The organism is Streptomyces sp. NBC_00122 (assembly GCF_045160845.1).
GTDB lineage: Bacteria > Actinomycetota > Actinomycetes > Streptomycetales > Streptomycetaceae > Streptomyces.
Genome location: NZ_CP108191.1, coordinates 6,827,706 through 6,851,406, shown reverse-complemented (window position 1 = coordinate 6,851,406; position 23,701 = coordinate 6,827,706). Strand labels below are relative to the sequence as shown.

General features: G+C 71.3%; 21 protein-coding genes. 7 read left to right on the top strand and 14 right to left on the bottom strand.

Features of this window, described 5'->3' with window-relative positions:
* The first annotated feature begins 37 nt into the window (after positions 1-37).
* Entirely contained in the window at positions 38-1,828 is a 1,791-nt protein-coding gene (locus OG737_RS31230; RefSeq protein ID WP_328929549.1) for a cation:proton antiporter, read from the top strand.
* Here the strand turns inward: OG737_RS31230 and OG737_RS31225 are convergent.
* Positions 1,825-3,672: a glycoside hydrolase family 15 protein gene (locus OG737_RS31225; RefSeq protein ID WP_328929548.1), complete on the bottom strand. Its 1,848-nt coding sequence runs from the start codon at positions 3,670-3,672 to the stop codon at positions 1,825-1,827. The two genes, OG737_RS31230 and OG737_RS31225, sit on opposite strands and share 4 nt — an antisense overlap.
* Positions 3,673-3,880: 208 nt before the next feature.
* Here OG737_RS31225 and OG737_RS31220 point away from each other — a divergent pair, with 208 nt between their 5' ends.
* Positions 3,881-5,200, top strand: coding sequence for a DUF2254 domain-containing protein (locus OG737_RS31220; protein ID WP_405922270.1), 1,320 nt, complete (start codon positions 3,881-3,883; stop codon positions 5,198-5,200).
* A 125-nt stretch (positions 5,201-5,325) separates the two neighbouring features.
* Positions 5,326-6,669, top strand: coding sequence for a hypothetical protein (locus OG737_RS31215; RefSeq protein ID WP_328929546.1), 1,344 nt, complete (start codon positions 5,326-5,328; stop codon positions 6,667-6,669).
* Positions 6,670-6,713: 44 nt separating this feature from the next.
* Here the strand turns inward: OG737_RS31215 and OG737_RS31210 are convergent, their stop codons facing one another.
* Together OG737_RS31210 and OG737_RS31205 are read right to left on the bottom strand one after the other, a co-directional pair.
* Entirely contained in the window at positions 6,714-7,481 is a 768-nt protein-coding gene (locus OG737_RS31210; protein ID WP_328929545.1) for an NPP1 family protein, read from the bottom strand.
* A 690-nt stretch (positions 7,482-8,171) separates the two neighbouring features.
* The gene (locus OG737_RS31205) at positions 8,172-8,804 is read right to left on the bottom strand and encodes a TetR/AcrR family transcriptional regulator (RefSeq protein ID WP_405922269.1); all 633 of its coding nucleotides are present in this window, start codon (positions 8,802-8,804) and stop codon (positions 8,172-8,174) included.
* Between the two features lie 63 nt (positions 8,805-8,867).
* Here OG737_RS31205 and OG737_RS31200 point away from each other — a divergent pair, with 63 nt between their 5' ends.
* Positions 8,868-10,484: an FAD-binding oxidoreductase gene (locus OG737_RS31200; RefSeq protein ID WP_328929543.1), complete on the top strand. Its 1,617-nt coding sequence runs from the start codon at positions 8,868-8,870 to the stop codon at positions 10,482-10,484.
* Positions 10,485-10,550: 66 nt separating this feature from the next.
* Here the strand turns inward: OG737_RS31200 and OG737_RS31195 are convergent, their stop codons facing one another.
* The 6 genes from OG737_RS31195 to OG737_RS31170 all read right to left on the bottom strand — a co-directional run bounded on the left by OG737_RS31195 (position 10,551) and on the right by OG737_RS31170 (position 17,767).
* Positions 10,551-14,123 (bottom strand): NB-ARC domain-containing protein, encoded by a 3,573-nt coding sequence (locus OG737_RS31195; protein WP_405922268.1) that lies wholly within the window; start codon positions 14,121-14,123, stop codon positions 10,551-10,553.
* Positions 14,124-14,453: 330 nt separating this feature from the next.
* Positions 14,454-14,936 carry an iron chaperone gene (locus OG737_RS31190; protein ID WP_405922267.1) on the bottom strand — a complete coding sequence of 161 codons (483 nt, stop codon included), beginning with the start codon at positions 14,934-14,936 and terminating at the stop codon, positions 14,454-14,456.
* Between the two features lie 46 nt (positions 14,937-14,982).
* Complete coding sequence (locus OG737_RS31185; protein ID WP_405922266.1) at positions 14,983-15,444, bottom strand: helix-turn-helix transcriptional regulator; 462 nt, start codon at positions 15,442-15,444, stop codon at positions 14,983-14,985.
* A gap of 107 nt (positions 15,445-15,551) precedes the next feature.
* Entirely contained in the window at positions 15,552-15,962 is a 411-nt protein-coding gene (locus OG737_RS31180; RefSeq protein ID WP_405922265.1) for a VOC family protein, read from the bottom strand.
* Between the two features lie 93 nt (positions 15,963-16,055).
* Positions 16,056-16,466: a hypothetical protein gene (locus OG737_RS31175; RefSeq protein WP_405922264.1), complete on the bottom strand. Its 411-nt coding sequence runs from the start codon at positions 16,464-16,466 to the stop codon at positions 16,056-16,058.
* Between the two features lie 389 nt (positions 16,467-16,855).
* Positions 16,856-17,767 carry a phosphotransferase gene (locus tag OG737_RS31170; RefSeq protein WP_405922263.1) on the bottom strand — a complete coding sequence of 304 codons (912 nt, stop codon included), beginning with the start codon at positions 17,765-17,767 and terminating at the stop codon, positions 16,856-16,858.
* Between the two features lie 141 nt (positions 17,768-17,908).
* Here OG737_RS31170 and OG737_RS31165 point away from each other — a divergent pair, with 141 nt between their 5' ends.
* The 3 genes from OG737_RS31165 (at position 17,909) to OG737_RS31155 (ending at position 19,288) form a co-directional block, all read left to right on the top strand.
* Positions 17,909-18,301, top strand: a complete 393-nt coding sequence (locus OG737_RS31165) for a hypothetical protein (RefSeq protein ID WP_328929536.1) — start codon at positions 17,909-17,911, stop codon at positions 18,299-18,301.
* A gap of 70 nt (positions 18,302-18,371) precedes the next feature.
* Positions 18,372-18,716 carry a peptidase inhibitor family I36 protein gene (locus OG737_RS31160; RefSeq protein WP_328929535.1) on the top strand — a complete coding sequence of 115 codons (345 nt, stop codon included), beginning with the start codon at positions 18,372-18,374 and terminating at the stop codon, positions 18,714-18,716.
* A gap of 41 nt (positions 18,717-18,757) precedes the next feature.
* Positions 18,758-19,288 (top strand): GNAT family N-acetyltransferase, encoded by a 531-nt coding sequence (locus OG737_RS31155; protein ID WP_405922262.1) that lies wholly within the window; start codon positions 18,758-18,760, stop codon positions 19,286-19,288.
* On the opposite strand, the gene OG737_RS31150 is transcribed toward OG737_RS31155, so the two are convergent.
* The 5 genes from OG737_RS31150 to OG737_RS31130 all read right to left on the bottom strand — a co-directional run bounded on the left by OG737_RS31150 (position 19,281) and on the right by OG737_RS31130 (position 23,683).
* Positions 19,281-19,499, bottom strand: a complete 219-nt coding sequence (locus tag OG737_RS31150) for a hypothetical protein (RefSeq protein WP_328929533.1) — start codon at positions 19,497-19,499, stop codon at positions 19,281-19,283. The two genes, OG737_RS31155 and OG737_RS31150, sit on opposite strands and share 8 nt — an antisense overlap.
* A gap of 189 nt (positions 19,500-19,688) precedes the next feature.
* Positions 19,689-20,993: an MDR family MFS transporter gene (locus OG737_RS31145; RefSeq protein WP_405922261.1), complete on the bottom strand. Its 1,305-nt coding sequence runs from the start codon at positions 20,991-20,993 to the stop codon at positions 19,689-19,691.
* Positions 20,993-22,105 (bottom strand): PLP-dependent cysteine synthase family protein, encoded by a 1,113-nt coding sequence (locus tag OG737_RS31140; protein WP_328929531.1) that lies wholly within the window; start codon positions 22,103-22,105, stop codon positions 20,993-20,995. The genes OG737_RS31145 and OG737_RS31140 overlap by 1 nt, the downstream gene beginning before the upstream one ends.
* Before the next feature lie 130 nt (positions 22,106-22,235).
* Positions 22,236-22,667, bottom strand: a complete 432-nt coding sequence (locus OG737_RS31135; RefSeq protein WP_328929530.1) for a hypothetical protein — start codon at positions 22,665-22,667, stop codon at positions 22,236-22,238.
* Positions 22,668-23,014: 347 nt separating this feature from the next.
* Positions 23,015-23,683 (bottom strand): hypothetical protein, encoded by a 669-nt coding sequence (locus OG737_RS31130; RefSeq protein WP_328929529.1) that lies wholly within the window; start codon positions 23,681-23,683, stop codon positions 23,015-23,017.
* Between the last annotated feature and the right edge of the window lie 18 nt (positions 23,684-23,701).

Genomic DNA, 23,701 nt, shown 5'->3' with positions numbered 1-23,701 from the left:
CCCCCATCACGCCCGTGCAGCGAGGAAGGAAGCCGCTGTGAGCGAGAACGACATCCTCCTCGGCATCGCCCTGATCGTGGCCCTGGCCACCACCTGCCAGATCCTCGCGAGCAAACTGCGCGTCCCCTCGCTGATCCTGCTTCTGCCGGCCGGTTTCATCGCGGGCGCCCTGACCGACATCATCCATCCGGACCAGCTGATCGGGGAGTCGTTCTCCGCTCTGGTGTCCTTGTCCGTGGCAGTGATCCTCTACGACGCCGGACTCGGCCTCGACCTGCGCAACCTCACCGGCCACACCCGCACGATCGTGGGCAGGCTGCTGCTCTTCGGAGTGACCTTCACCTTCCTGGCCGTCGGGGCCGTCGGCCCGGCCCTGTTCAGCATGTCGCTGCGGGTGGCCGCGATGGTGGGCATGATCCTCGTCGTGTCCGGGCCCACGGTCGTGGGGCCCCTGCTCCAGTACGTGCGGCCGACCGACAAGGTGCGACGCCTGCTGATCTGGGAAGGGACGCTGACCGACCCGATCGGCGCCATCCTCGGGGCCATCGTCTTCCACGCCGTCGCGACGACGCACCAGATCGACATCGGTCGCGGGTACCAGATCGGCCAGTTCCTCATCAGCATGGCCGTCGGCCTCGTCGGCGGATCCGTGGGGGTCGCGCTGCTCTGGCTGACCCTGCGCGTGCTCCGGCTCGGCGAAGCGCTCGGAACGCTGGCGCAACTGGCCACGGTGATCGCAGTGTCGGCAGGATGCGACATCGTCCGCGACGACACCGGGCTCATCGCCGCGATCGTCACCGGTATGGCCGCGGCCAACATCCGGGGCTTCGACATGCCCGCTCGCCGGCCCTTCTTCGAGACACTGGTCCAGCTGATCATCGGGCTGCTGTTCATCTCCATCTCGTCCAGCGTCACCCCGGCCTCCCTGACACCCGTGCTCCTTCCCACGCTCGTCCTCGTCGCGTTCCTCGTCCTCATCGTGAGGCCGCTCGTGGCCTTCACCGCCACCACGGGCAAGGACATGAGCGTGGGGGAACGGGCGTTCGCGGGATGGATGGCCCCGCGCGGCATCGTCGCGGCCTCCACCGCGGCGGCCTTCTCCGCGAGCCTCGTCGAACTGGGGCTGCGCGGCGCTTCCAAGATCCTTCCCATCACCTTCCTGGTGATCGTCTCGACGGTCGTGCTGTACGCACTGACCGCAGGCCCCGTGGCCCGGCGGCTCGGCGTCGCCACGCCGAACCTCACGCGGCCCCTCCTGGTGGGCGGCGCTCCGTGGGCGATCGCACTCGGAAGGGCCCTGCGGTCCGCGGGGCTCGACGTGCAGATGTGGGCGGGCGCGGACGAGGAGCGCGCACGGATCAAGGACGCCGGGATCACACTGGCCAGAGGGGACCTGCTGGCGACGGCCACCAACCCCAGGGCGCGGCTGGAGGGGGTCAACGCCGTCTTCCTGCTCACCGATGACGACGACTTCAACGCGCTCGCCTCGGTGCTGGTCGAGGACAACGTCGAGGGCCCCGTCTACCGTGTGGGACCGCCCCATGAGAGCCATGGTGTCGTCGCGCCGTACACGGGCGGCGCCGTCCTCTTCGGCGGTTCGCTCGTCCGTCACGTCCTGGCGGCACGGTACGAGCAGGGCGCGCGGTTCCTGGTACAGCCGGCCTCCGATCCACTCCCGCCAGGACACGAAACGCTGTTCGTGGTACGTGCCGACGGCCGACTGGAGCCGGTCGACGAGAGCCAGGCCGTCATCCCGGAAGAGGGCGACCTCGTCGTGCTGCTCGGCCCCGTGCCACTGGGGCGGCAGCACCTTCCCGAGGACTCCTAGCCGCCGCCCTGCCGCATGCGGTTGAGGGTCTCATCGAGGGTGATGGCCGCATCGATGAGCGCCAGGTGGGTGAACGCCTGGGGAAAGTTGCCGAGCTGCCGGCCCGTCAGGGCGATCTCCTCGGAGAACAGACCCAGGTGATTGGCGTACGTCATCATCTTCTCGAGCACGAGCCTGGCCTGATCGGCCCGCCCGGCCCGTGCCAGGGCGTCGACGTACATGAAGGTGCACAGGGAGAACGTTCCTTCGGAGCCGCGCAGACCGTCGGGCGAGGCCTCGGGGTTGTAGCGGTAGACCAGGCTGTCGGTGACCAGCTCCCGGTCCATCGCGTCCAGGGTGGTCGTCCACATCGGGTCGTCGGGCGTGATGAAACCCACCGTCGGCATCCGCAGCAGCGACGAGTCGAGCACGTCGCTGCCGTAGTGCTGGACGAATGCCTTGCGCGTCGGGTCCCAGCCCTTGGCCAGGACCTGCTCGTAGATGTTGTCGCGCTCGGCGGCCCAGCGGCCGCTCTCGGCAGGCCGACCGTGGGCGACCGCCAGCCGCAGCGCGCGGTCGAAGGCGACCCAGGACATGACGCGGCCGTAGGTGAAGTGCTTGCGCCCACCGCGGGTCTCCCACAGTCCCTCACCGGCCTGGTCCCAGTGGTCCACGAGCCAGTCGAGCAGCGTGCGCAGCGATGTCCAGCCCTGGATGTCCAGGTGGATGCCGTGCTGGTGGGCGAAGGAGATGCTGTCGAGTGCCTCGCCGTAGATGTCCAGCTGCAACTGGGTCGCCGCGCCGTTGCCTACGCGCACCGGGGCGGATCCCTGGTACCCCTCCCAGTGTTCCAGGGTCTCCTCGTAGAGGTCGGAGGAACCGTCCACCCGGTACATGATGTTCAGCGGTCCCGTGTCGGTGTCGCTGCCGGCCTTCTCCTTCACCCGGTCGCTCAGCCAGCCGATGAAGGCCCTCGCCTCCTCCGTGAACCCCAGCCCCAGCAGGGCGTACACGGAGAAGGACGCGTCACGGATCCAGGTGAAGCGGTAGTCCCAGTTGCGCTCGCCGCCCAGCTGCTCCGGCAGGCCCGCCGTGGGGGCCGCGACCAGGGCGCCGGTGGGTGCGTACGTCATCAACTTCAGCGTCACGGCGGAGCGCTCCACCGTCTCGCGCCATCGGCCCGTGTACCGGGACTGGCGGAGCCACGACCGCCAGTACTGCCTGGTGTCGTCGAAGAGCTCCTGGAACTCGGCGACGCGGATCTCGCGCGGCGGCCCTTCCGCGGCCGACTCGATGACCAGGCCCCGCTGCTGTCCCGCCTCCAGCGCGAGCGAGACGCGCAGGTCGTGCTCGCCGGTGAGCCTGTGCACCACCCGTTCGTCCTCCGGCTCCCGCACCACGCTGAGGGTGAGTTCCAGATCGTCCGAGGCGAACACCGCTCCGTTCTCGGTGACGTGCAGCGTGTGGGGCGCCCGCCCGTAGTCGAACCGTGGGGCGATGTCGATCTGGAAGGTCATGCTGCCGCGTACGCACCGGAGCATACGGACCAGGCGATGGCGGTCCGTGGCCGTTCCTCCGGTCACCGGCATGAAGTCGACCACCTCGCCGGCACCGGACTCGGTCATGTACCGCGTCACGAGGATCGCCGTGTCCGGCAGGTACAACTGCTTCGTGGTGTACGTCTCTTCCGTCGGTCTGACCGAGAAATGCCCGCCCTTCTCCCAGTCGAGAAGAGCCCCGAACACGCTGGGGGAATCGAAACGCGGGCAGCAGAACCAGTCGATCGTTCCGTCCGTGGTCACCAATGCCGCGGTCTGCAGATCACCGATCAGGCCGTGATCTTCGATCAGCGGGTAGTCAGCCATGGGAGAACCCCTTCCGACGCCACCCAGTCAGCTTAAGCACGGAATACCGGGCCAGCCCGCCGAGCGGGCTGCACCTGCACCCCCCGGGAAACGGCTCTAGCATGGAACGGCACGAACGGGATGTTCAGGCCGCATCGCACCGCCGGATCCGGAGGCTGCCCGTGCCGTCGACCCTTGCACCGGCTCCCGAAACCTCCGGCGGTCCGCGGTGGGGACCGCACGGGAGCGGACGATGATGTCCTGGGCGGCGCGCTTCCGGTTGAGGCAGTACGCCAAGGCGAGCCTGTGGATCATCCCGCTGATCGGACTCGTCCTGGGCGCGTTGCTCGCCGAGTGGCTCGCAGACGTGGAGCCGGCGGGCTGGGTGCCGGACAACTGGCAGTACTCCGCGACGACCGCGAGCAATGTGCTCAGCTCGGTCGTCGGATCCATGGTCGCGCTGCTGGGGTTCGTCGTGACCATCGGTGTGCTCGTCGTCCAGCAGGCCACGGGAACGCTGTCCCCGCGCTACATGCGCCTCTGGTACCGCGACCGGCTGCAGAAACTCGTGCTGGCCACGTTCACCGGCACGTTCGCGTACGCCTTCTCCCTGCTGCGCAAGATCGAGTCGGACAACGTACCCGACCTCGGGGTGACCCTGTCCGGTGTGGCCGTCTCCGTCAGCCTCGTACTGCTGCTGATCTACCTCAACCGGTTCACCCACAACCTCCGGCCCGTGGCCATCGCCGACCTGGTGGGGCGCTTGGGCGGGAAAGTGCTCGTCCGCGCGACGGAACGCATCCATGGCGCCGAAGCACGCGACGGGTCTCCCCTGCCGCCGACCGGTCCGGTGACCCGCATCCGGTCCGAGCGGGGCGGAGTCATCCAGGCGTTCGACGCGACGGGGATGATCGCCGCCGCCGTCCGCCTCGACTGCGTCCTCGTACTGGCCCACCAGGTCGGCGACTTCGTGCCGCCCGGCACCACCCTCGTCGAGGCCCACGGCTCCGCGCGGACGCCCGACCCGCGGCAGGTGACCGGGCTCGTCGCCCTCGGGACCGAACGCACCATCGAGCAGGACCCCGCCTTCGCCCTGCGCATCCTCGTCGACATCGCCATCCGCGCCCTGTCGCCCGCCGTGAACGACCCGACGACCGCCGTGCAGGTGCTCAACCACATCGACACGTTCCTGCACGCCGTCGGCCGGGCCGGGCTCCGGAGCCGGTACGTGCTCGCCGACGGCCAGGGCCGGCCGCGGCTGGTGGTGCCGGGCCGCGGCTGGGAGGACTACCTACAGCTCGGCGTCACCGAGATCCGCGAGTACGGAGCCACGTCCTTCCAGGTGTGCAGGCGGCTGCGCGCACTGCTGGAGGACCTGCTGGAGACCCAGTCGGCCGAACGTCTGCCGGCGGTACGGGCGGAACTCGTCCTCCTCGACGAAGCCGTCCAGCGGTCGTTCACCGACCCCGCCCGCCGCGCGAGCGCGCGGACGGCCGACCGGCAGGGCATCGGCGGTGCGCGGCGTCCTCGGAGCGAGCCCTCCCCCTGAGCCGTCCGCCCGTCCACTCACCTGCTCGCCCACTCGTTCACCCACTCGGACGCGGTTCACTCGCGTCCGCCCGCCCGGCGCGGTCCCCTGCAAGGTGAACCCCCATCGCCGGGAAAGGACGCGCCATGACGGACGAAGGTGCAACGGGACGCCCTGGCGCGGACCCCGAGCGCGCTGAACTCGAACACCTGCGCTCCCGGGTGGCGGCACTGGAGGCGGCGAAGGCGGCCCGGGAGCCCCATCACCGGTGGAAGTCCTTCTTCGCCGCCGTGCTCATCATCATCGGCTGTGTCCTCGCCCCGCTCGCGGCCGTCGCGGCATGGGCGTCGAGCGAGATCGGCGACACGAACCGGTACGTGCAGACGGTCGCCCCGCTCGCCTCCGACCCGGACATCCAGGCGGCAGCGGCCAACCGGGTCACCAACGCGGTGATGGAGCACATCGATATCCCGGCGCTGCTGGAAGGCGTGGCGCCCACCGACCGGCCGCTTCTGGAGAAGGCACTCGGCAAGCTCGGCAACTCGCTCGAGAGCGCGGTCCGCAGCTTCGTCCACGACAAGGCGCAGGACGTCATCGCCTCCGACACCTTCGCGCGGATCTGGACGGACGCCAACCGTCGCATCCACACCGCGGTGGTGAAGGCCCTCACGGGCAGCGGCGACGCCGCGGTGAAGATCAAGAACGACTCGGTGACCGTCGACCTCGGCCCGGTCGTCGATCAGGTCAAGCAGCGTCTCGTCGACGAAGGCATGACGGTGGCCTCGAAGATCCCCGAGGTGCACACCGATTTCACGGTCCTGCGGTCGGACGACATCGGCAAGGTCAAGACCTACTTCCGCCTCCTGCAGCTCGCCGGCACCTGGCTGCCGGTGCTCTCGGTGCTGCTGGTCGCCGCCGGCGTGCTCCTCTCCCGACACCGCCGCCGCGTTCTCGTGACGGCCGCACTGGCCTTCGCCTTCGCCACGCTCATGCTCGGCGTGGGCCTGACCGTCTTCCGCGTGATGTACCTGAACGGGCTGCCGGACAGCGTCTCGCAGCCCGCGGCGGAGAGCGTCTACGACGCGTTGACGCGCTACCTGCGTACGACGGTCCGGATGACCGTGGTGCTCGGCGTGGTGATCGCGCTGGCCGCCTGGCTGAGCGGCCCCGGCCGCTGGGCCACGCTCGTACGACAGGTGTGGCACTCGGGCATCAGCGCCGTCCGCTCCACGGCGGACCGGGCGGGCATGCGCACCGGCCCGGTCGGCCCGTTCGTCCAGCGCCACCGCGGCTGGATCACCTGGGTCCTGGTCGCCGCGGCCGTGCTGACCTTCGTCCTGTGGAGCTACCCGACGGGCCTGGTCATCCTCGTCATCGCACTGGTGCTCCTCTTCGCGATGGCCGTGGCGGAATTCCTCGCGGAGGACGGGAGCGGCGCGAGCGCCGGGAGCACGGCGCGCGCAGGAGGGCACGAACCGCCGGCACGGTGACGTGAGCCGCCGGCCGCCCACACCGGCAGCCGGTGGCCGTCCGTCTACAGGTACGGGTCGAAGGCGATGCCCGCGGGCTTGGCCTCCGCCAGGTGGGACGCGAAGGCGCCGTCCTTCAGGCCGAAGTGCGCGCTGCCGAAATCGGCCGCGCTGAGCTTGTCCCGCAGTGTCGCCGGGTAGCCCGACCACCCGACGAGCGCGGGGAACTGCCAGGTGCGGCGGTGGTTCTCGGGCGGTTCGTCGTTGGTGTTCGCCGCGCGGAAGCAGTGCGTGCTGATGCCGTCCTTGTGGTAGACGATCTTGGGGTGGGTGCCGTCCCAGCGGATCTGGTCGCGCGTGTGGATGTTGAAGTCGCCGTGGGCGGAGGTCGAGACGTACTTGGCTTCGTTGCCCTGGATCCACACCACCACGTGTTCCCAGTCGTGGCGGTGGCCTCCGAGGCTGCTGCCCGGGAGGGCCTGGTCCTTCTCGAAGTACAGCGCGTACATCACGGCGCACCAGCCGTTGTTGCAGGTCCAGCGGGAGTAGCCGTTGGTGTTGTCGAGGTCCGAGGCGTCCCGGCAGCTGCCGTTGAGGGCGCCGGTGGGTTTGAGCCCGCCGTTCAGGACACCGTTCGAGCCTATGGCGGGTGTCGGGTAGCAGCCGTCGGTGTCGTAGTCGTAGGCCGGCTGGAAGGTCATCTCGATCGCTTCGGCCTGGGCGGGCAGGGCCGGCGGTGGCGCCGCGAAGGCCACTTGGGTAACGCCGACGACCAGCGCGAGGGTGGCGCCGGCGACCACGATGGATCTCCGGATGTGACGGTTCGTCCGCAAAACAGGCCTCCCGGGCCGGTCGGAATCAGGTGGCGGGACGGACCACGACCACCGTCGGCCGACACGCCGGAAGCATCATTCGCGAACCGGGGCGGCACAGCAAGGGTCCGGGCACCCCTTCTTCCTGGCACGGGTGCCCATGAACAGCCTTCGATCGAAAGAGAGTTGACAGAGAGTCAGTGATGAGCGCAGGCCGCGACGCAGCTCGGGCCACGGCTCCTACGGCGCAGGGCCCGGCGCACGAGGCACGGCGCACGGCGCACGGCACGGGGCAGCTCGTCACGGCCACGTTACGGCGGGCAGGTGCGGCACCGGTCCTGGGCGGGGGCGGACCCGTCGGCCACCGGGGACACCTCGCCGCGCGGCGCGGGAGGCCGAGCGGGGTGTGAGCCGAAGACGGCCTCAGCCGTAGAGGCGGGTCACCGTCTCGCGGTGATCACCAGACGGTGTTCATCAGGATGATGACCAAGAGGTCCAGGAGGATGACGGCGACGACACCGCCGACCATGCACCAGGCTCTGCGTGATTCGTCCATGCGTACGACTCACCTTCCGGCTCGGACGTGCCGCCACGTGCAGGTCCGGCGGCCGCACGAAAGCCCCGCCGGTCTCCGGCCATGATGACCCGGTTCCACGCGGAGCGCTCGCGACCGCGGAGCCGTTTGCCGGGGGGCCGGCGAGGAGCCCGGCTTCAGCCGAAGCGACTGTCCGAGGTGAGGGTGGCGGCGGCCGCGAAGAGGCGGGCGCAGCGCTGCGTCATGGCCTCCGGGGTCTGCTCCGGGTGCTTGACCCACCAGCGGACGAGGGTGGCGACCAGGTCCCGCCAGACGTACTTGAGCGCGTCGGCGTCCAGCGGGTCGGCGGATCCGGCCGCGCGCATCAGTTCGGCGGTGCCCCCGGCGGCGAGCCGGTCGATGGCCGACCAGTACTCCGCCGCCCGGCGCGCGGCGTCCCCGCCGGGCGGCAGGGTGGTGTCGTACAGCACGAACCACGCCTCCCGCTGCCCCTCCAGGGCGGTGAAGATGCCGCGGAGTACGCGCAGCGGCGTGTGCGGCCCCGTCCCGTCCGGGCTCATCGCGGTACGGATCGCGTCCAGGAGCCGGTCCCCGACAGGGACCAGGCAGGCGATGTACAGCTCCTCCTTGGTGCCGCAGTACTGGTGCAGCAGCGTCTTGGTGACGCCCACGCGCGCGGCGATCGCGGGAAGCGACGCGGCCGCATAGCCACGGATGCCGAACTCCTCCGTGGCGGCGTCCAGCATCTGCTGCCGACGGTGGTGCTTCGGGACTCCCTTGGTGCCGGCTTTCGAAGAAGGGGTTGCCATGAGCGCATATTATCAGTAGGTAATTTACCACTAGGTAAATTATTTGACCTCTGGAGCGCACCCATGGCCGGCACCACCCCGCAGCCGACGTCCCGCACCCGCTCCTGGTGGGGCTGGGGTTGGACGGACGCACATCCCGACGACGACGAATGCGCCGCGATGGGCGCCCTGCTCCCCGGCACGCTCGGCCACCCGCTCCCCGTGCCACGCGTCCGCGACCTGGGCATTGGGAGCCCCGCCGTCGAACCCCCGCGGAGCCTCGACCACCTGGTCACCGCCGATCCCGGGGACCGCGCCGCCCACGCCATGGGAAAGGCGTACCGCGACGTGGTGCGCGCCCTGCGCGGGCGACCCGGCCGCATCCCCGATCTCGTCGCCCGCCCGACGGACGAACGGGGCGTGAGCGACCTGCTGGACTGGGCCGGTGACCGGCAGGTCGCCGTCGTCCCGTACGGAGGGGGTTCCTCGGTCACCGGGGGCGTGGAGTACCGCGGCGACGCCCACCGGGCGGTGATGTCCCTCGACCTGACCGCCATGGGCCGCGTCCTGGAGGTCGACACCGAGGGCCGGGCCGCGCGCATCCAGGCCGGCACCCTCGGGCCGAGCCTGGAGGACCAGCTGCGGCCCCACGGCCTCACCCTGCGGCACTTCCCGCAGAGCTTCGAGTTCTCCACCCTGGGCGGCTGGCTCGCCACCCGCGCCGGCGGCCACTACGCCACCGGCCGCACGCACATCGACGACTTCGTGCAGTCGCTGCGCGTCGTCACCCCGGCCGGTACGAGCAGCTCCTGGCGACTGCCCGCCTCGGGGGCGGGCCCCTCCCCCGACCGCCTGTTCCTGGGCTCCGAGGGGGCCCTCGGCGTCATCACCGAGGCATGGGTCCGCCTGCAGCTACGCCCCCGCCACAAGGCGTCCGCCGCAGTCGCCTTCGCGAACTTCCACGACGCGCTCCGGGCGGTGCGCGCCATCGCGCAGTCCGGCCTCTCCCCCGCCAACTGCCGTCTGCTGGACGCCGGTGAAGCCGCGCTGTCGGGCGCTGCGCGGGACGGCTGCGCCGTGCTGGTCCTGGGGTTCGAGTCGGCGGACGAACCGGTGGCCGCCCGGCTCGAACAGGCCGTCGGCCTGGCCCGCTCGTACGGCGGCCGGTACGACGCGACCACCGGCCCGGACGGGACCTCCGGCGGGGCCCCGGCCGGCGACGCGGCCGTGAGCGCCTGGCGCTCGGCCTTCCTGCGGATGCCGTACCTCCGTGACGGCCTGGCCAGGATGGGCGCCGTCGCGGAGACCTTCGAGACGGCGGCCACCTGGGACCGGATCCCCGGGCTGATCGACGCGGTGCGTACCGAGGTGGGCGAGGCGGCCCTCAAGGCCACCGGACATCCCGCGACCGTCAACTGTCGCCTGACGCACGTGTATCCGGACGGCGCGGCCCCGTACTTCACCGTCCTCGCCGCGGGCCGCGCCGGTGACGAGGTCGCCCTCTGGGACGACCTCAAGGCCGTCGCGAGCGAGGTCCTGCACCGCCACCGGGCCACCATCACCCACCACCACGCCGTCGGCCGGGACCACCGTCCTGGCTACGACCGCCAGCGCCCCGAGCCCTTCGCCCTCGCGCTGCGGGCCGCGAAGGGGGCGCTCGATCCGCGGGGCATCCTCAATCCGGGCGTGCTCGTGGACTGAACGGGGCGGTGCAGACCCTGCCGGCCACGGCAGGGCGCCGCCCCGGACCGGCCGATTCCGCAGCGCTCAGGCGCCCTGCACTCGGCGCGGTCCGGACATCGGACGTGGGGTGGTGGCCGACTGCAGGACATATCCGAACAGCCCGTGGTCACCACCGACGTAGAGCGACCGGCCGTCGGGACCGAACGCGAGGGTGTGGAGCCGGCTGCGGGTGCGCATGAGCGTCAACGCCGCCTCCTGGCCGGGGTCCCAGATCCGCACCGTCATGTCCGCGCCGACGGTGGCGATCCTGGTGCCGTCGGGGCTGATGGCCACCGCGTTCACCGGGCCGGTGTGGCCGCTCAGTGTCCGGATCCGTATCCGGTTGCGGACGTCCCAGATGTGGACCGTCCCGTACGCGTAGGAAGCCGCCAGCCAGGTGCCGTCGGGGCTGATGGCCACGCCGGTGACCGCTCCGGAAGCGTCGTGGAGCTTGTGGTGGTCCTCCCTCCACCAGGTGGCCCCGGCCCACACCTCGATCGCGCCGCTCGAACTGGCGATCGCGAACCAGGCCCCGTCGGAGCTGACGGCCACGTCGTTGGCCTCGCCGGTGTGCTGTGCGATTTCGTAGGCCATCGACAGCCGCCGGCATCCTGCCGAGCCGTCCCGGTTGAGCGTGATGACCGTCTCGTTGTCCGTCATGACGGCCAGCGCTCGTACACCGCCTCGCCGGCTCGACATCGACTCCCCTCCGGTGATGCGGTCGAAGAGCCGGACGGATCCGTCTCTCGCACTCGTCGCGATCGTGGTGCCGTCCGGGCTGATCGCCACCGCGTCGAGGATGCCTCGATGACCGGTCAGCGTTCCCGTCTCCTCACCTGTCGCCGGGCTCCACGTGCGGACCAGCCCGTCCGTGCCGGTCGTCGCCAGCCAGGTGCCGTCCGGGCTGATCGCGAGGGTACGGACGGCGACGGCCGGGCGTGATCCGCCGGTCGGCTCCGTACCGGAGGACGTATCCCAGGTGCGTACCGCGCCGTCCCGCGTGATGGAGGCCAGCCACGTGCGATCGGGACTGATGACGATGCTCCGCACGTGGTCGATTCCAGTCAGGGTGCGGAGTTCGGCTCCGTTCGCGGCGTCCCACAGCCGCACCGTGCCCTCACTGCCACTCGTGGCCAGCCACGCGCCGTCCGGGCTGACGGACAACGCGTCGACGGTGCGCGGGTGGGCAGTCAGCCTCCGGAGTTCGGCGCCCGAGTCCATGGCGCGCAGACTCACGGTGCCGTCGCCGTCGGCGATGGCGAGCCACCCGCCGTCCGGGCTGACGCATGCGGCGCGCACGGGGCCCGCACCGCATGTCACCGTGGCGGCCAGGGTCCCGTCGGCGGTGTTCCAGGTCCGCACGACACCCGCCGAGTCGATCGTGGTGAGCCGTGCGCCGTCAGAGGTCGCGCCGACCGCCCGTACGGCGTACGGGGACCAGGTCGCCGGTGTGCCGCTCGGCAGGGCGAGGGTACGCAGCGGGCGCCAGGAGGCGGTGTCCCACAGTCGCGTGGTGCCGTCACGGTTGACGGTGGCGAGCCATGCGGCGTTCGGGTCGGCGACGAGTTCCGTCACCCAGCTGGTGTCGCCCGCGAGCGTGTGTACCTGGGCCCCGGACGCCGTGTCCCACACGCGTACGGTTCCGTCTACACCGGCGGTGGCCAGCCACGTGTCCGTCGGGCTGATCGTCAGGGCGGCCAGGGGGCCGCTGTGGGCTCCTCCCAGCGTCCGGACGTCCGCTCCGGTGCTGACGCTCCGGATGCGCACGGCGCCGTCCCGGCCGGCGCTGGCCAGCCACGTGCCATGGGAGTTGACGGCCAGAGCGGTCGCGTCGTGGGTCGTGTCGACGTGGCTGCGCATCAGCAGGGGATCGGGCAGGTCGGGCGGCGCCCACATGTTGACCAGCGTGGGAAGGGAGCCGGTGAGGGGGACGTGGCGGGTGCGCCAGTGAGGGAGCGGCCCGAGACGGCTGCGGAGCACCGCGTCGAGGGCGTCGGGCGGGTCGGTCGGCGTGAGGAGGTGGGCCGCGCGGGCCAGGTCCCGCGCCATGGTGCGCGTGGCAGGGGTCCGGACGCGGTCGAGGTCGCGGATGGCGGCGTTGGGACCCAGCCGCTCCAGGTGCGCCCGTATCCAGCGCAGGTCGCCGGCCAGCGCCTCTGCCAGGTCTCTGCGATCGGCGTCCATGAAGTGCTCGACGAGGTGGTCGTGCAGGTACCGGCTCTCGGTCCGCCACCATGCCCTGACCACAGGCGTCGCGATTGCCGAGGAGGAGGAGGAGGAGGAGGAGGAGGCGTACGGAAGCTGCGGGGCCAGGGAATCGACGAACACACCGTTCACCGCGGCCAGTTCGCCCGCCAGCTCGGCGCGCAGATAGTCCCGGACGACGTCGTGGACGCTCACGACGCCGTCGGTCACGGTGGTGTCGAGGGTGAGCAGGGACAAGTCCGCCATCTGCTTGCACAGGTCTCGCGCCCGCGCCTCTTCCAGATTCCCGGTGGCCTCCCAGAGCCGCAGCACCAGCGGTACGGGGATGGCGTCGTCCTCGGCGAAGATGCCCAGCTCGGCGAAGCGGCGGGCGCCGTCCGGCGGCAGCAGCGTGGTGGCGGCCTGGATGCTCGCCCGCACGGCGGCGTTGCGCCGCTTGGGGTCGTTCAGGTCCAGCGGGACGTCGGGGTCGTCCGCGCCGGTCGGTCCCTGGGCGCGCAGCCGGTTGAGGAGCTGGTAGGCGGCCGCGGCGGCGTCGGCGCCGGTGGCGGCCTGGGCGGCAAGGCGCTGATTGGCCATGCGCAGGAGCAGCGCCCACCGGCCCGTGGCGTCGACCAGGGCGCGTGAGATCGCCTCGGGCAGATCGAGGCCGTGCGTCAGGACGGCGAGCGCTTGATGCGACGACATCCGGTCGACCGTGACCGGCGTCGATCCCGGGGGCAGCACACCCGGGTTCCGCGTGGTGACCAGCCTGACGCAGGTGCGGTGGGCACCTTGCAGGAACGGCGCCAGTTGCTCGGCCTCCCAGACGTCGTCCAGGACCAGCAGCATGCGGGGCCGCCGTGCGAGGAGGCCCCCGAGGTGCTGCCCTGCCAGGTCGGGGTCCTGGCCGGTCTCGCGCGCGTCACCTGTGAGGTACCGGGTCACCTCGGCCACCTTCGCCGCGATCGCCGCCCGTCCGCGCACGTCGCGGCCGATGGTGACGACGTAGACGTGGTCGCGGAAATGGCGGCGGACCTTCGGATCCGCGCACACCACGTTGGCCAGCGTGGTCTTCCCGAAGCCGCCGGCCCCGTGCAGGCCGGTGGTGATGCCCACCGCCGAGCCGCCCCGCCCACGGCACACGGCCGCGACGACCTCCCTCGCTTCGGACCTGTCCACCACCCAGTCCGGCACCGGCGGCGCCGTGGACAGGGGGAGCCCCGCCTCTGAGGTGCTGCCGGTGCCGGCGCCGGCGCCGGACGTACGCAACGTCACGATGAGGGCGGCGATCCCCGCGGTGGCTCCCAGGACACTGGCGACCGGGTCCGCCTCGCCCCAGCCGTCCCGCACCGCCATCGTGCCCAGCCAGACCGCGGCGGCCACGCAGCAGACCACTCCCGTACTGATGCCCCAGTTCCTTCCCCGACCCATGGGGATGATCCTCGCTGCCCACCCGGGCGGCGCGCCATCCCTTCGCCGCACTTGCCGCTCGTGACCCTGATTCATAATCAATTTTGTTTGCTATCAAGCAAGTTCGCGTCATGGGGCGTGGCCCTGTGCGGCGGAACACAGCTCGGCATCGCCGGAGACGGCTGGTACCAGGACCTGGACCTGCGGCCGGAGGAAATGGTGAAGGCGTTGTGCTCGGCGGTGGGCCGGGCGTTCACGGCCGACGAACGCGCGCTGGTGCCCTCGGGAGCACCCACGACCCCGCCCTGCGAGGGGACGTGGGACCGGACCGGCGGGCTACACGGACCGGCCTCAGCCCGCGGCTAGCCCGATGAGCTCGCCGATGCGTGCCTCGTCCGCGGCGGTCAGCTTCGTCAGGGCGTAGCTGGTCGGCCACATGGCGCCGTCATCGAGATCCGCGAGGTCGCTGAAGCCGAGCGTGGCGTACCTCGCCTTGAACTTCTGCGCGCTCTGGAAGAAGCAGACCACCTTGCCGTTCCTGGCGTACGCGGGCATCCCGTACCAGAGCTTCGGCGAGAGGTCCGGCGCACTGGCCTTGACTATGCGGTGGATCCGCTCGGCGAGGACGCCGTCAGCCTCCGGCATCTCGGCGATCTTCGCGAGCACCTCGCTCTCCGTGTCCGGCTTGGCCGCGCGCGGGCCGCGGCGCGCGGCCGTCCTCAGCTCCTGCGCGCGCTCCTTCATCGCGCCGCGTTCCTCGTCCGTGAATCCGTCGTGCTCCTTGTCGACCGCGCTGGTGCTGGTGCTCTTGGCGGACGTCTGCGTGACCTTCATGGCAGGTTTCCTCTCTCTTGCGCGACGTGACCGGAAGGCATGTCCGTCACGCTGGTTGCGGCTCGGTCGCCGACGCTTCTCGATTCCTGACCTGTCCGGTCGGCTCTTCCGGCACGCACGGCGGCGTCCCCGCAGCCGCCGCCGCGAGGCGCCGGTAGGTGCTGGGCGGGACGCCGACACTCTCGGTGAAGCGGGTGCCGAAGATGCCCATGGACGGGCAGCCGACCGCGGAGCAGACCTCGGTGACACCGAGGTCACCGCGGCGCAGCAGCGCCGTCGCACGCTCGATGCGGCGTGTCATGAGATAGGAGTACGGGGACTCGCCGTAGGCGAGCCGGAACTGCCGGCTGAGGTGCCCGGCCGGCATGTTCGCGCCGAGGGCGAGCGCTTCGACGTTCAGCGGCCGCGCGTACTCCCGGTCGATCCGGTCGCGGACGCGGCGCAGTCGCGTCAGGTCGCTCAGGTGCTGCGCGGCGGTGAGCGCGCGCCCCCACGCGGGATGGCACATGGAAGAACTCCTTTCTTCGTGTTCGAGGAGCAGCCGGGTGCCGATGCCCGAGCGGCCGGCGGCGAGGTGGGCGCCGGCCACCGAGGGCGGACCGGTAGCCGAACGGCTCAGCGAAGCTCTTGGATGCGGATCAGGTTGCCCGCGGGATCGCGGAAGGCGCAGTCACGCACGCCGTACGGCTGATCGGTCGGCTCCTGGACGACCTCGGCGTCGGCGGCCTGGACCTTCTCGAACGTGGCGTCGAGGTCCCGGGTCGCCAGCAGGATCCAGCCGAAGGTGCCCTTGGCCATCATCTCGACGATGGTCCGGCGCTCGTCCTCGGTGATCCCGGGGTCGGCGGCCGGCGGTGCCAGGAGGATGGACGTGCCGGGTTGGTCGACGGGGCCGACCGTGACCCAGCGCATCTTGCCCTGTCCGACGTCGCTGCGGACCTCGAAGCCGAGGATGTCGCGGTAGAACGCCACGGAGGCGTCCGGGTCGTCGTGCGGGAGGGAGGTCGTGTGAATGGTGATGTCCATGGCTGTCACGGTAGTTGGGTCCGGGGACCGGCGCTTCTCGATTCCTGATCTGTCCGGCCGCCGGTCGCGCGCGCCCGCACCAGGTCCCGGCAGCTACTCCGTGCCGGTCCGCCGCGTCCCCGCGTACACCGGCCCCGGCGCGGAGGTCTGCGACCCGGAACCGTTCCTCGCCCTGCTCCGGTCGAGGGACCACGCGCCCGCACCGACCAGCACGGCTGCCCCGAATCCGTACACCGGCAGCCACAGGGTCGTCGTGGCCGCCAGGCATTCGGCAACGGCCTTGCGGCTCTGGGTCTCTTGGGCGTACGCCACAGCAGCGCCGTCGCCGCCGGCCAGGTCCGCCACCGCGGCCTTCGTCCGGATGGCCTCGTACCTGCCCAGCCCGCCGCACCCGCTACGAGTGCCCGGCATCGGGAACAGCCAATCCCAGCGCTGCATCATGGGGGCCAGGGCGATCGCCAAGCACAGGCCGACGACCATCGCGTACGCGACAAGACCACGCATGTACGCCGACCGGAAGCCGGGGGTCCACGTCCTCCGTCCCTGAAAGGCAAAGATCACCGCGAAGAGCGTCATACCGATGAATGTGGCGAACCACTGCCAGGAACCCTGGGCGAGTGCGAACGTCAGCACAGCGGCGAGTCCGATGCCGATGACCCCGGCCTGGTCGGCGGTTCCTGCACCTGTTCCGGTGGATGCCGACTTTGGGGTTCCCCGAGGGCTGGACTCGTTCACGGGCCTCTCCTCCAGGGTCGGAGGCATCAGCATCCGCCGTGCGGCGCGGCAGGCCCTGGCGCCATGCCGGACGGGTTCGCTGCCCCGCCCGGTTGGGGGAGCCGGATGGCGGGGCCTGCGCCCACACCTTTCGGATCGGTGCCACACGAGATCACGGGTTACGCGACGAACGCCAGGACCCGATCGAGAGCCGCCCGGCCCGCGGGGCCCCATGTCGGCTGGCCACCGGGGAGACCTCGTTCCCCGGCCCGGCCGATGTCGATGAGGGAAAGGCTGCGCAGGACCGCCCACCCCCGCGCCCGAAGGATCAGGGCCTCGTCCCTGTCCACGTGTCCGCACGCGTCTGCGTACGCGTCGAGGAACCGTGAAGCCGCGCCTTCCGGAAGGAGCAACCACGCGGCCGCGAGGTCCGCCGCCGGATCCCCGGCGCAGAGTTCCCCGAAGTCGATCACGCCGGTCAGCGTCGCGCCCGTGACCACGACGTTCGCGGGATGGAGATCGCCGTGCAGCCACAGCGGCGGCCCCTGCCAACGGGGAGCGGCGACGGCCTCGTCCCAGATGCCTCGAACCTCGGTGGCAACGCTCCCGGAGACGGCGGCCTGGAGCTTCCGGTCGAACTCGGAGGCGAGCCCCTTGAGGGGAACGCCCCGGTTCGAACTGGCCGGCGCCTCGATGGGCGCGGGCCGGTGAAGGGCTCCGAGAAAGCCCGCCAGGGTGTCGGCCGCGTGCTCGCCACGGCGGACAGGCGAGCGGTCAGCCGGCTCGCCGGGAACCCATGCCGCGACGGTCCACGGCTTCGTGAAGCGGGCGCACGGTTCACCGGCCCGCACGGGAACCGGCACCGGGAGCGGAAGCCGCGGGGCGAGGACCGGCAGCCACCGGCGCTCCTTGAGCAGGAGGGACGGGGCGCGTCGCGTGCGCGGCAGGCGTACGGCCATCTCCTCCCCCAGACGCCACAGCTGATTGTCCCAGCCCGCGGCCACCGGACGCAGGTCGCCTCCCGCGAGGTCCGGATGCTGTTCGCGCAGCAGGAACCGCACCAAGCTCTCGTCGATCTCGACGCCGTCCATCTGCAGAACCCCCCGTGGTGTCGGCCGCCAGCCGGCTTCGTTCATGATCGCCCGAGCGAGCCCGCGGGGTCGGCCGGCGTCGTCGGCGGCGCCCCGCGGATAATGGCACCACCCTGGACCGATCCGAGAGATGAAGAACCCATGACCCTGAAAGAAGGCCAGCGGGTCAAGCTGGCGGCGGACACCCGGCTCACCGATTGGGCCGCGATGACGGAGGACTCCTCGACGTCGACGGGAACCGTCGCCGGATCCCTGTCCCTGGCAGCGGGCACCGAGGGCACCGTCGAGCGCGTGGTCGAGCACGACCATCAGAGCCAGGAGGTCCGCGAGTACGAGCGTCTCAAGTCGCTCCTCGACGCCTTCGGCCACGAGATGCCCACGGAGAGCAGGAGGCAGCTCGAAGAGAAGGTCGGCTCCTTGGAGCCCGAGTGGATCGCCTACCAGGAGCAGGGGCGCCGCGCAACGGTCCGGGTCCGCTTCGACAACGGGTTCATCCTCGACGACACGCCCGAAGACGTGTTCACTCCCGCCTGATTCGGGGTTGTCCCACATTTCCCGGCCCCGGCGAGGACGATGAGAGAAGCGACGCGGCGAGGAGGAACGGATGAGCACACGTCACTTACGCGCTTTGCTGGTTTCCGGGGCGGTGGTCCTGACCACGCTCGGCACCTCCACGCCGGCCCAAGCACTGCCGGCGTGTCCGAGCAACGCGATCTGCCTGTGGAGGTTCCAGGACGGGACCGGGGACGTCTACGTCTGGCGAGGCGGGTACGTGGACCTGCCCAGCAGGTTCGTCGACCACGTGTATTCGTTCCGGGCCAACAGGAGCGGCGCCTTCATCGACTGGGCGCACGGCAAGGAATGCCACACGGTCAGGAAGGGTGACTACGCCAGCAACTACGGGGCCCGCTTCGGTTCCAAGATGGACGCGGTCGGGGACAACTGCTGACCCTGAACCGGCCCGGCGGCGGCGGTGCCTAAGCTTCCAGCATGAACGACACCACGCATGGCATACGGATCAGACCGGGCGGCCCGGCCGACGTACCGGCCATTCTGGGCATGCTCGACTCCGCGGTGGTCTGGATGAACAACCGCGGCAACACCGAGCAATGGGGCACGACACCGTTTTCGCAGAACCCCGCACGTGTGGCTCGGGTCGAGCGGTACGCGACCGAGCATGACCCGTACATCGCGGAGTTGGACGGAACACCCGTCGGAACCCTGGTGTTGGACTCCGGGCCCAGCCCGCAGATGCCGATCGCGCCGGCCGGGGAACCCGAGCGGTACGTGCGGCTGCTGGTCTCCGACCGACGGCACGCCGGTCTGGGCATCGGAGCGGCGCTGCTGGCCCGTGCCGTCGAGGAGACCCGGCGGGCCGGGGTGGCACTGCTGCGGGTCGACTGCTGGGCGGGCGGCGGGGGCGAACTGGTCGCGTTCTACGAGCGCAACGGTTTCACCCCCACCGACCGGTTCCTGTCCCAGGCCTGGCCGGGGCAGGTGCTGGCCCAGCGGGTCAGCTGACGCCGCGGGCGGCGGTGACCAGCCAAGAGCTGCTGCGCAGCCACACCGCGCCCTCCTTCCCGAACGGGCACAGCGTGTCGGTCAGCGTCCGGCGGGCATCCTCCCGTACGTCGGGCCCGACCTGGCTCAGCAGGTGGCGGCCGGGGCCGGAGTCGAGGAGGAAGGCGGCCGCGTCTTCGGCGCTCCTCCCCCAGTTCCCGGCCGCTTCCACGCCCTGCGCGCGGGCGTCCTCGAAGCCGGCCTCGGCCAGGAGGGCACGGGTGCGGTCGGGGTCGGCGAGCTCGGCGCCCCTCGGCAGCCGCCGGCCGCCTGACCCATCGGTGACGACGGGCGGCCCCGAGGAGCGGGCGGCGACCGAGGGGCGGCATGCGCACCCGCCCCTCGGTCCCCGCCGTGCGGGTCAGACGCTCGCCGGCTCTGCGCGCCCCCCGGCCGCCACGGGAGCCAGGCGGCCGCTGCGGTGCAGCCCGTACAGCGCGGTGGTGCAGGCGAGGCCGAGCGCGAGGAGCGCCAGCCAGGGCAGCGCGGACATTCCGGCGTCGCGCGCCGCGTCCAGTACCACTCCGGTGAGCAGGTTGCCGAGCGTGATACCGACTCCGCAGATGGTGTTGTACAGGCCGTAGTGCGTGGCCACGAGCCGGTCGCCGGCCAGGCGGACGATCGTGTCCATCTCGAACGGGTACGCGATCATCGTGCCGAGCGCCAGCAACAGGGCCGACAGCGCGGGCGGTACTGCGGCCAGCACCCACAGCCCCGCTCCGCCGCCCGGCACCGGCACGGCCGAGGCCAGGAGCAGCGGTACGAACGCCGCCGCCATCGTCAGCAGACCCCAGGTCAGGGCGCGGCCCGGTTCCCTCCTGGCCTTGCACCAGGCGGTCACCTTCGTCTGGAAGAGGATCGTGCTCAGCCCGGAGACGGCGAACAGGAGCGCCACCGCGGCCGTGCCGAAGCGCCCCTCCCCGCTCAGGCGCCGGACCTCCAGGGGGAGGGCGAGGTAGACCTGGAAGGACATGACGTACGACCCGATCATGGCCACGGAGAAGAGGAGGAACGGGCGGTTGGCGAAGATCCCGCGCCACTGGGTGAGTACGCCCTCGCGTCCGCCGTCCCCGGCAGCCTTCCTGGCGTCCCCCCGGCGGGCGGGCAGGGCCCGGATCTGCACGAGGCCGAGCAGGGCGAAGATGCCCGCCGCCACCAGGCAGGTGACGCTGAAGTCCACCCCCGTCAACACCATCCCCACGAGCGGCCCGAGGAGGATTCCCGCCTGGTAGAAGACGTTGAACAGTGCGAACGCCTCCACCCTGCGCTCCCCCGCGTCGGCGGCCAGGTAGGCACGGGTGGCGGGGTTGAACAGGGCTCCGGCCAGCCCCGTCGCCGCGGATGCCGCGAGCAGGGCGGGTACGGAATCCACGAGGCCCAGTGTCGCGAAGCCGGCCGTACGCAGCACCAGCCCGGCGATGATCAAGGGCTTGTAGCCGAGGCGGTCGGCCAGGGTTCCGCCGATCAGGAACATCCCCTGCTGGCTGAAGTTGCGTACGCCGAGGATCAGTCCGACCAGCCAGCCGGTCAGCCCCAGCGGGCCCGCCAGGTACGTGGCCAGATAGGGCATCAGCATGTAGAAGCCCAGATTGATGGTGAACTGGTTCACCATCAGCAGCTGCACGCTGCGCTCGTACGAACGGACCTGCGCGAGGGTCCCCTTCATCACGCCTGCTCCCCGGAGCCGTCCCGGGCCGTCTCGCCGCCGAGGGTGAGCGGGTCGACCACCGTCGCGCAGCGCGTCCAGCGGGTGACCTCCTTCTCGTCCAGGCTGCCGATGAGGTCCGGTTCGGGGGCCGGCGGGGCGTCGAGCAGGCCGTGCGCGGCGCAGTAGTCGTCGTCGTAGACGGTGCCGAGGTAGCGCTGGGGGCCATCCGGGAAGACGGCCGCGATCCGGGTCCCCCCGGGCAGCGTGCGGGCCTTCCAGCCCGCGACCAGCGCGACGGCGCCGACGCTCCATCCGCCGCTGGCGTAGTGCGACCCGGCCAGCTGACGGCAGGTCCAGACCGCCTCCGCCGGGGAGACCCAGTGGACCTCGCCGAAGTTCTCGTACGCCACGTTCCGCGGGTAGATGCTCGATCCCAGGCCGCGCATCAGCCGGGGCCGGGCGGGCTGCCCGAAGATCGTCGAGCCGATGGTGTCCACGCCCACCAGCGTCAGGTCGGGATACAGCTGCCGCAGTACGCGGGAGATGCCCGCGGAGTGCCCACCGGTGCCCACGCTGCACACGAGGACGTCGATGTGCCCCAGCTCGGTGGCGAGTTCGAGGGCGAGCGGCGTGTAGGCGGTGGTGTTGTCCGGGTTGTTGTACTGGTCGGGGCACCAGCTGTCCGGGTGCTGCGTCAGCAGCTGGGTGACGCGGTCGCGGCGGGCCTGCTGCCAGCCGCCGGTCGGGTGGGGCTCGGAGACGACGTTGACCTGGGCTCCGTAGGCGGCGAGGAGCCGGGTCATGGAGGCTTCCAGGCCCGGGTCGGTGACCAGGGTGACGGGATGGCCGTGGACCATGCCCGCGAGGGCGAGGCCGAGCCCGAGGGTTCCACTGGTGGACTCGATGATGCGGCCGCCCGGCTTGAGGTCGCCGCGGGCGCGGGCACGTTCGACCATGTGCAGGCCGGGGCGGTCCTTGATGCCCCCGGGATTGAAGCCTTCCAGCTTGGCCCAGAAGCCGCGGCCGGCCGGCGCGAGGGGCTCGGAGATCCGCAGCAGCGGCGTGTTGCCGACGAGCCCGGACAGGGTGGAGCGGATGGGTGATGACGTGTCGGTGGCAGAGGAATGCATGACTGCGCTTTCGCTCGGTGATACGCGTCGAGTACTCGTTCACGTGGCATGCCGACGCGCACGGGAGGCGGAGAGCCGACCCGGTGGTGGGCATGCGGCAGCCGGTGGGCACGACTGCGTGACGAGTGGCCTAGATGCGCCACCGGCAGACGCTGGTGAGCGTGCTGCGGCCCGTTCGGGCTATGCGGGTTCCTCCCGCGTCGGGAGGCACGTGCGGCGCGCCTGCGACCGGCCGCTCGGAGAGGAGGGCGGGGAGCAGGACGTTCGCCGGGTCGGCCGGGCGCTGCAGGGCTCCCCCGGCCAGGAAGGGCAAGGCCGGGAGGGAGCAGGAGGCGCCGTGATCGTGCTGGGGCCGCTCAGGAGCGTGGGACTCGCCCGGCGAGTGCCGCGGGGCGTCCTCGGAGACCGACGCGACGAGCGAGAGATGCCTGTGGTCGTCGCCGGAGAGGTACGAGGAGCAGTGGACCGCCGCGAAGAGCAGCCCGCTCAGCAGGCAGGCGAGCACGGTGCGCAGCCAGGACGAGTGCCGTGGGGCGAGGCGCGCGGGGTGTGGGCGAGGCACAGTTCCTCCGTGCAACAGTCACCTTCCGGAGCCCGGTGGGCGTGTCGTGGAAGTGTCGTCAGCCGTTCTCGTCTGCGCGCGATCGCGGGGTGTCCGAGGGATCAGAACCTGATGGGCTCCGAACATATCGCCATCTTGTGGACAAAACCCGCAATGCATCGAGTGTCGTCGGAACCGCCCGAGGGCGGGCAGGCCGACCGGCCACCGGAACCCGACCAAGCTGTCACCATGCCGTGATCGTAACTGCTCCTGCGTGCCCGTCGAGCGCACCTTCGAGAAGTAGGGGCGAACAACTCACCCGCGAAGGCGGCGACTTGGAGAAAGCGCCAATCGCGGGCCTCAGAGCGTCAGAGCAGGGGTGCGACGTCCTCGCCCCAGGCGAAGAGGGTGTCGACGGCCCGGAAGCGGTGGGGGCCGTCGCCGAGGGCCGCGGCGCGGACCTGGTCGCGAAAGGCGGGGGCCCGGTCGGCGAGCGCGGGCAGGCGGAGCAGGGGCAGGAGCGCGCCGAGGGCGGCCTCGCGGACCTCGGGCGAGCCGGCGGCGAGGAACGGGCGCACGGCCTCGCACAGCTCCGGGGCGAGGTCGAGGAACGCGTCGAGGTCCTCCTCGTCCCCGAGGGGCCGATCCTGCTGGCCGATCGCCTCCACGGCCGTGTCGCCCAGCCAGGCCAGGAGGCCGACGCGCAGCGGGAACGGGGTCTGCGGACCGAGGTCGTACTCCTCGTGCGTGCTGCGGTCGGTGACCGGCGCCAGGGTTCTGGGGTCCCCCAGGATCGCGGCGACGTACCGGGCCGCGGGAGCGGTGGCGGTGTAGAAGACGTTCCCGCGGGTGAGGGCTTCGGCTAGATCCCGGAAGGCGGAGCCCTGAACGCGCGGGTCCTCGTCCAGCAGCTCCCGAAGGATCACGGGCGTCGCCGGCGCCACGTCCGGGCAGCAGTGCTCCACGGCGTTCCAGTCCGTCCGCAGCAGCAGGTCCTGCGGGTCCACACGGTCGTCGAGCTCACCATCGTTCTTCATCGCGCCAGTGTCGCAGCC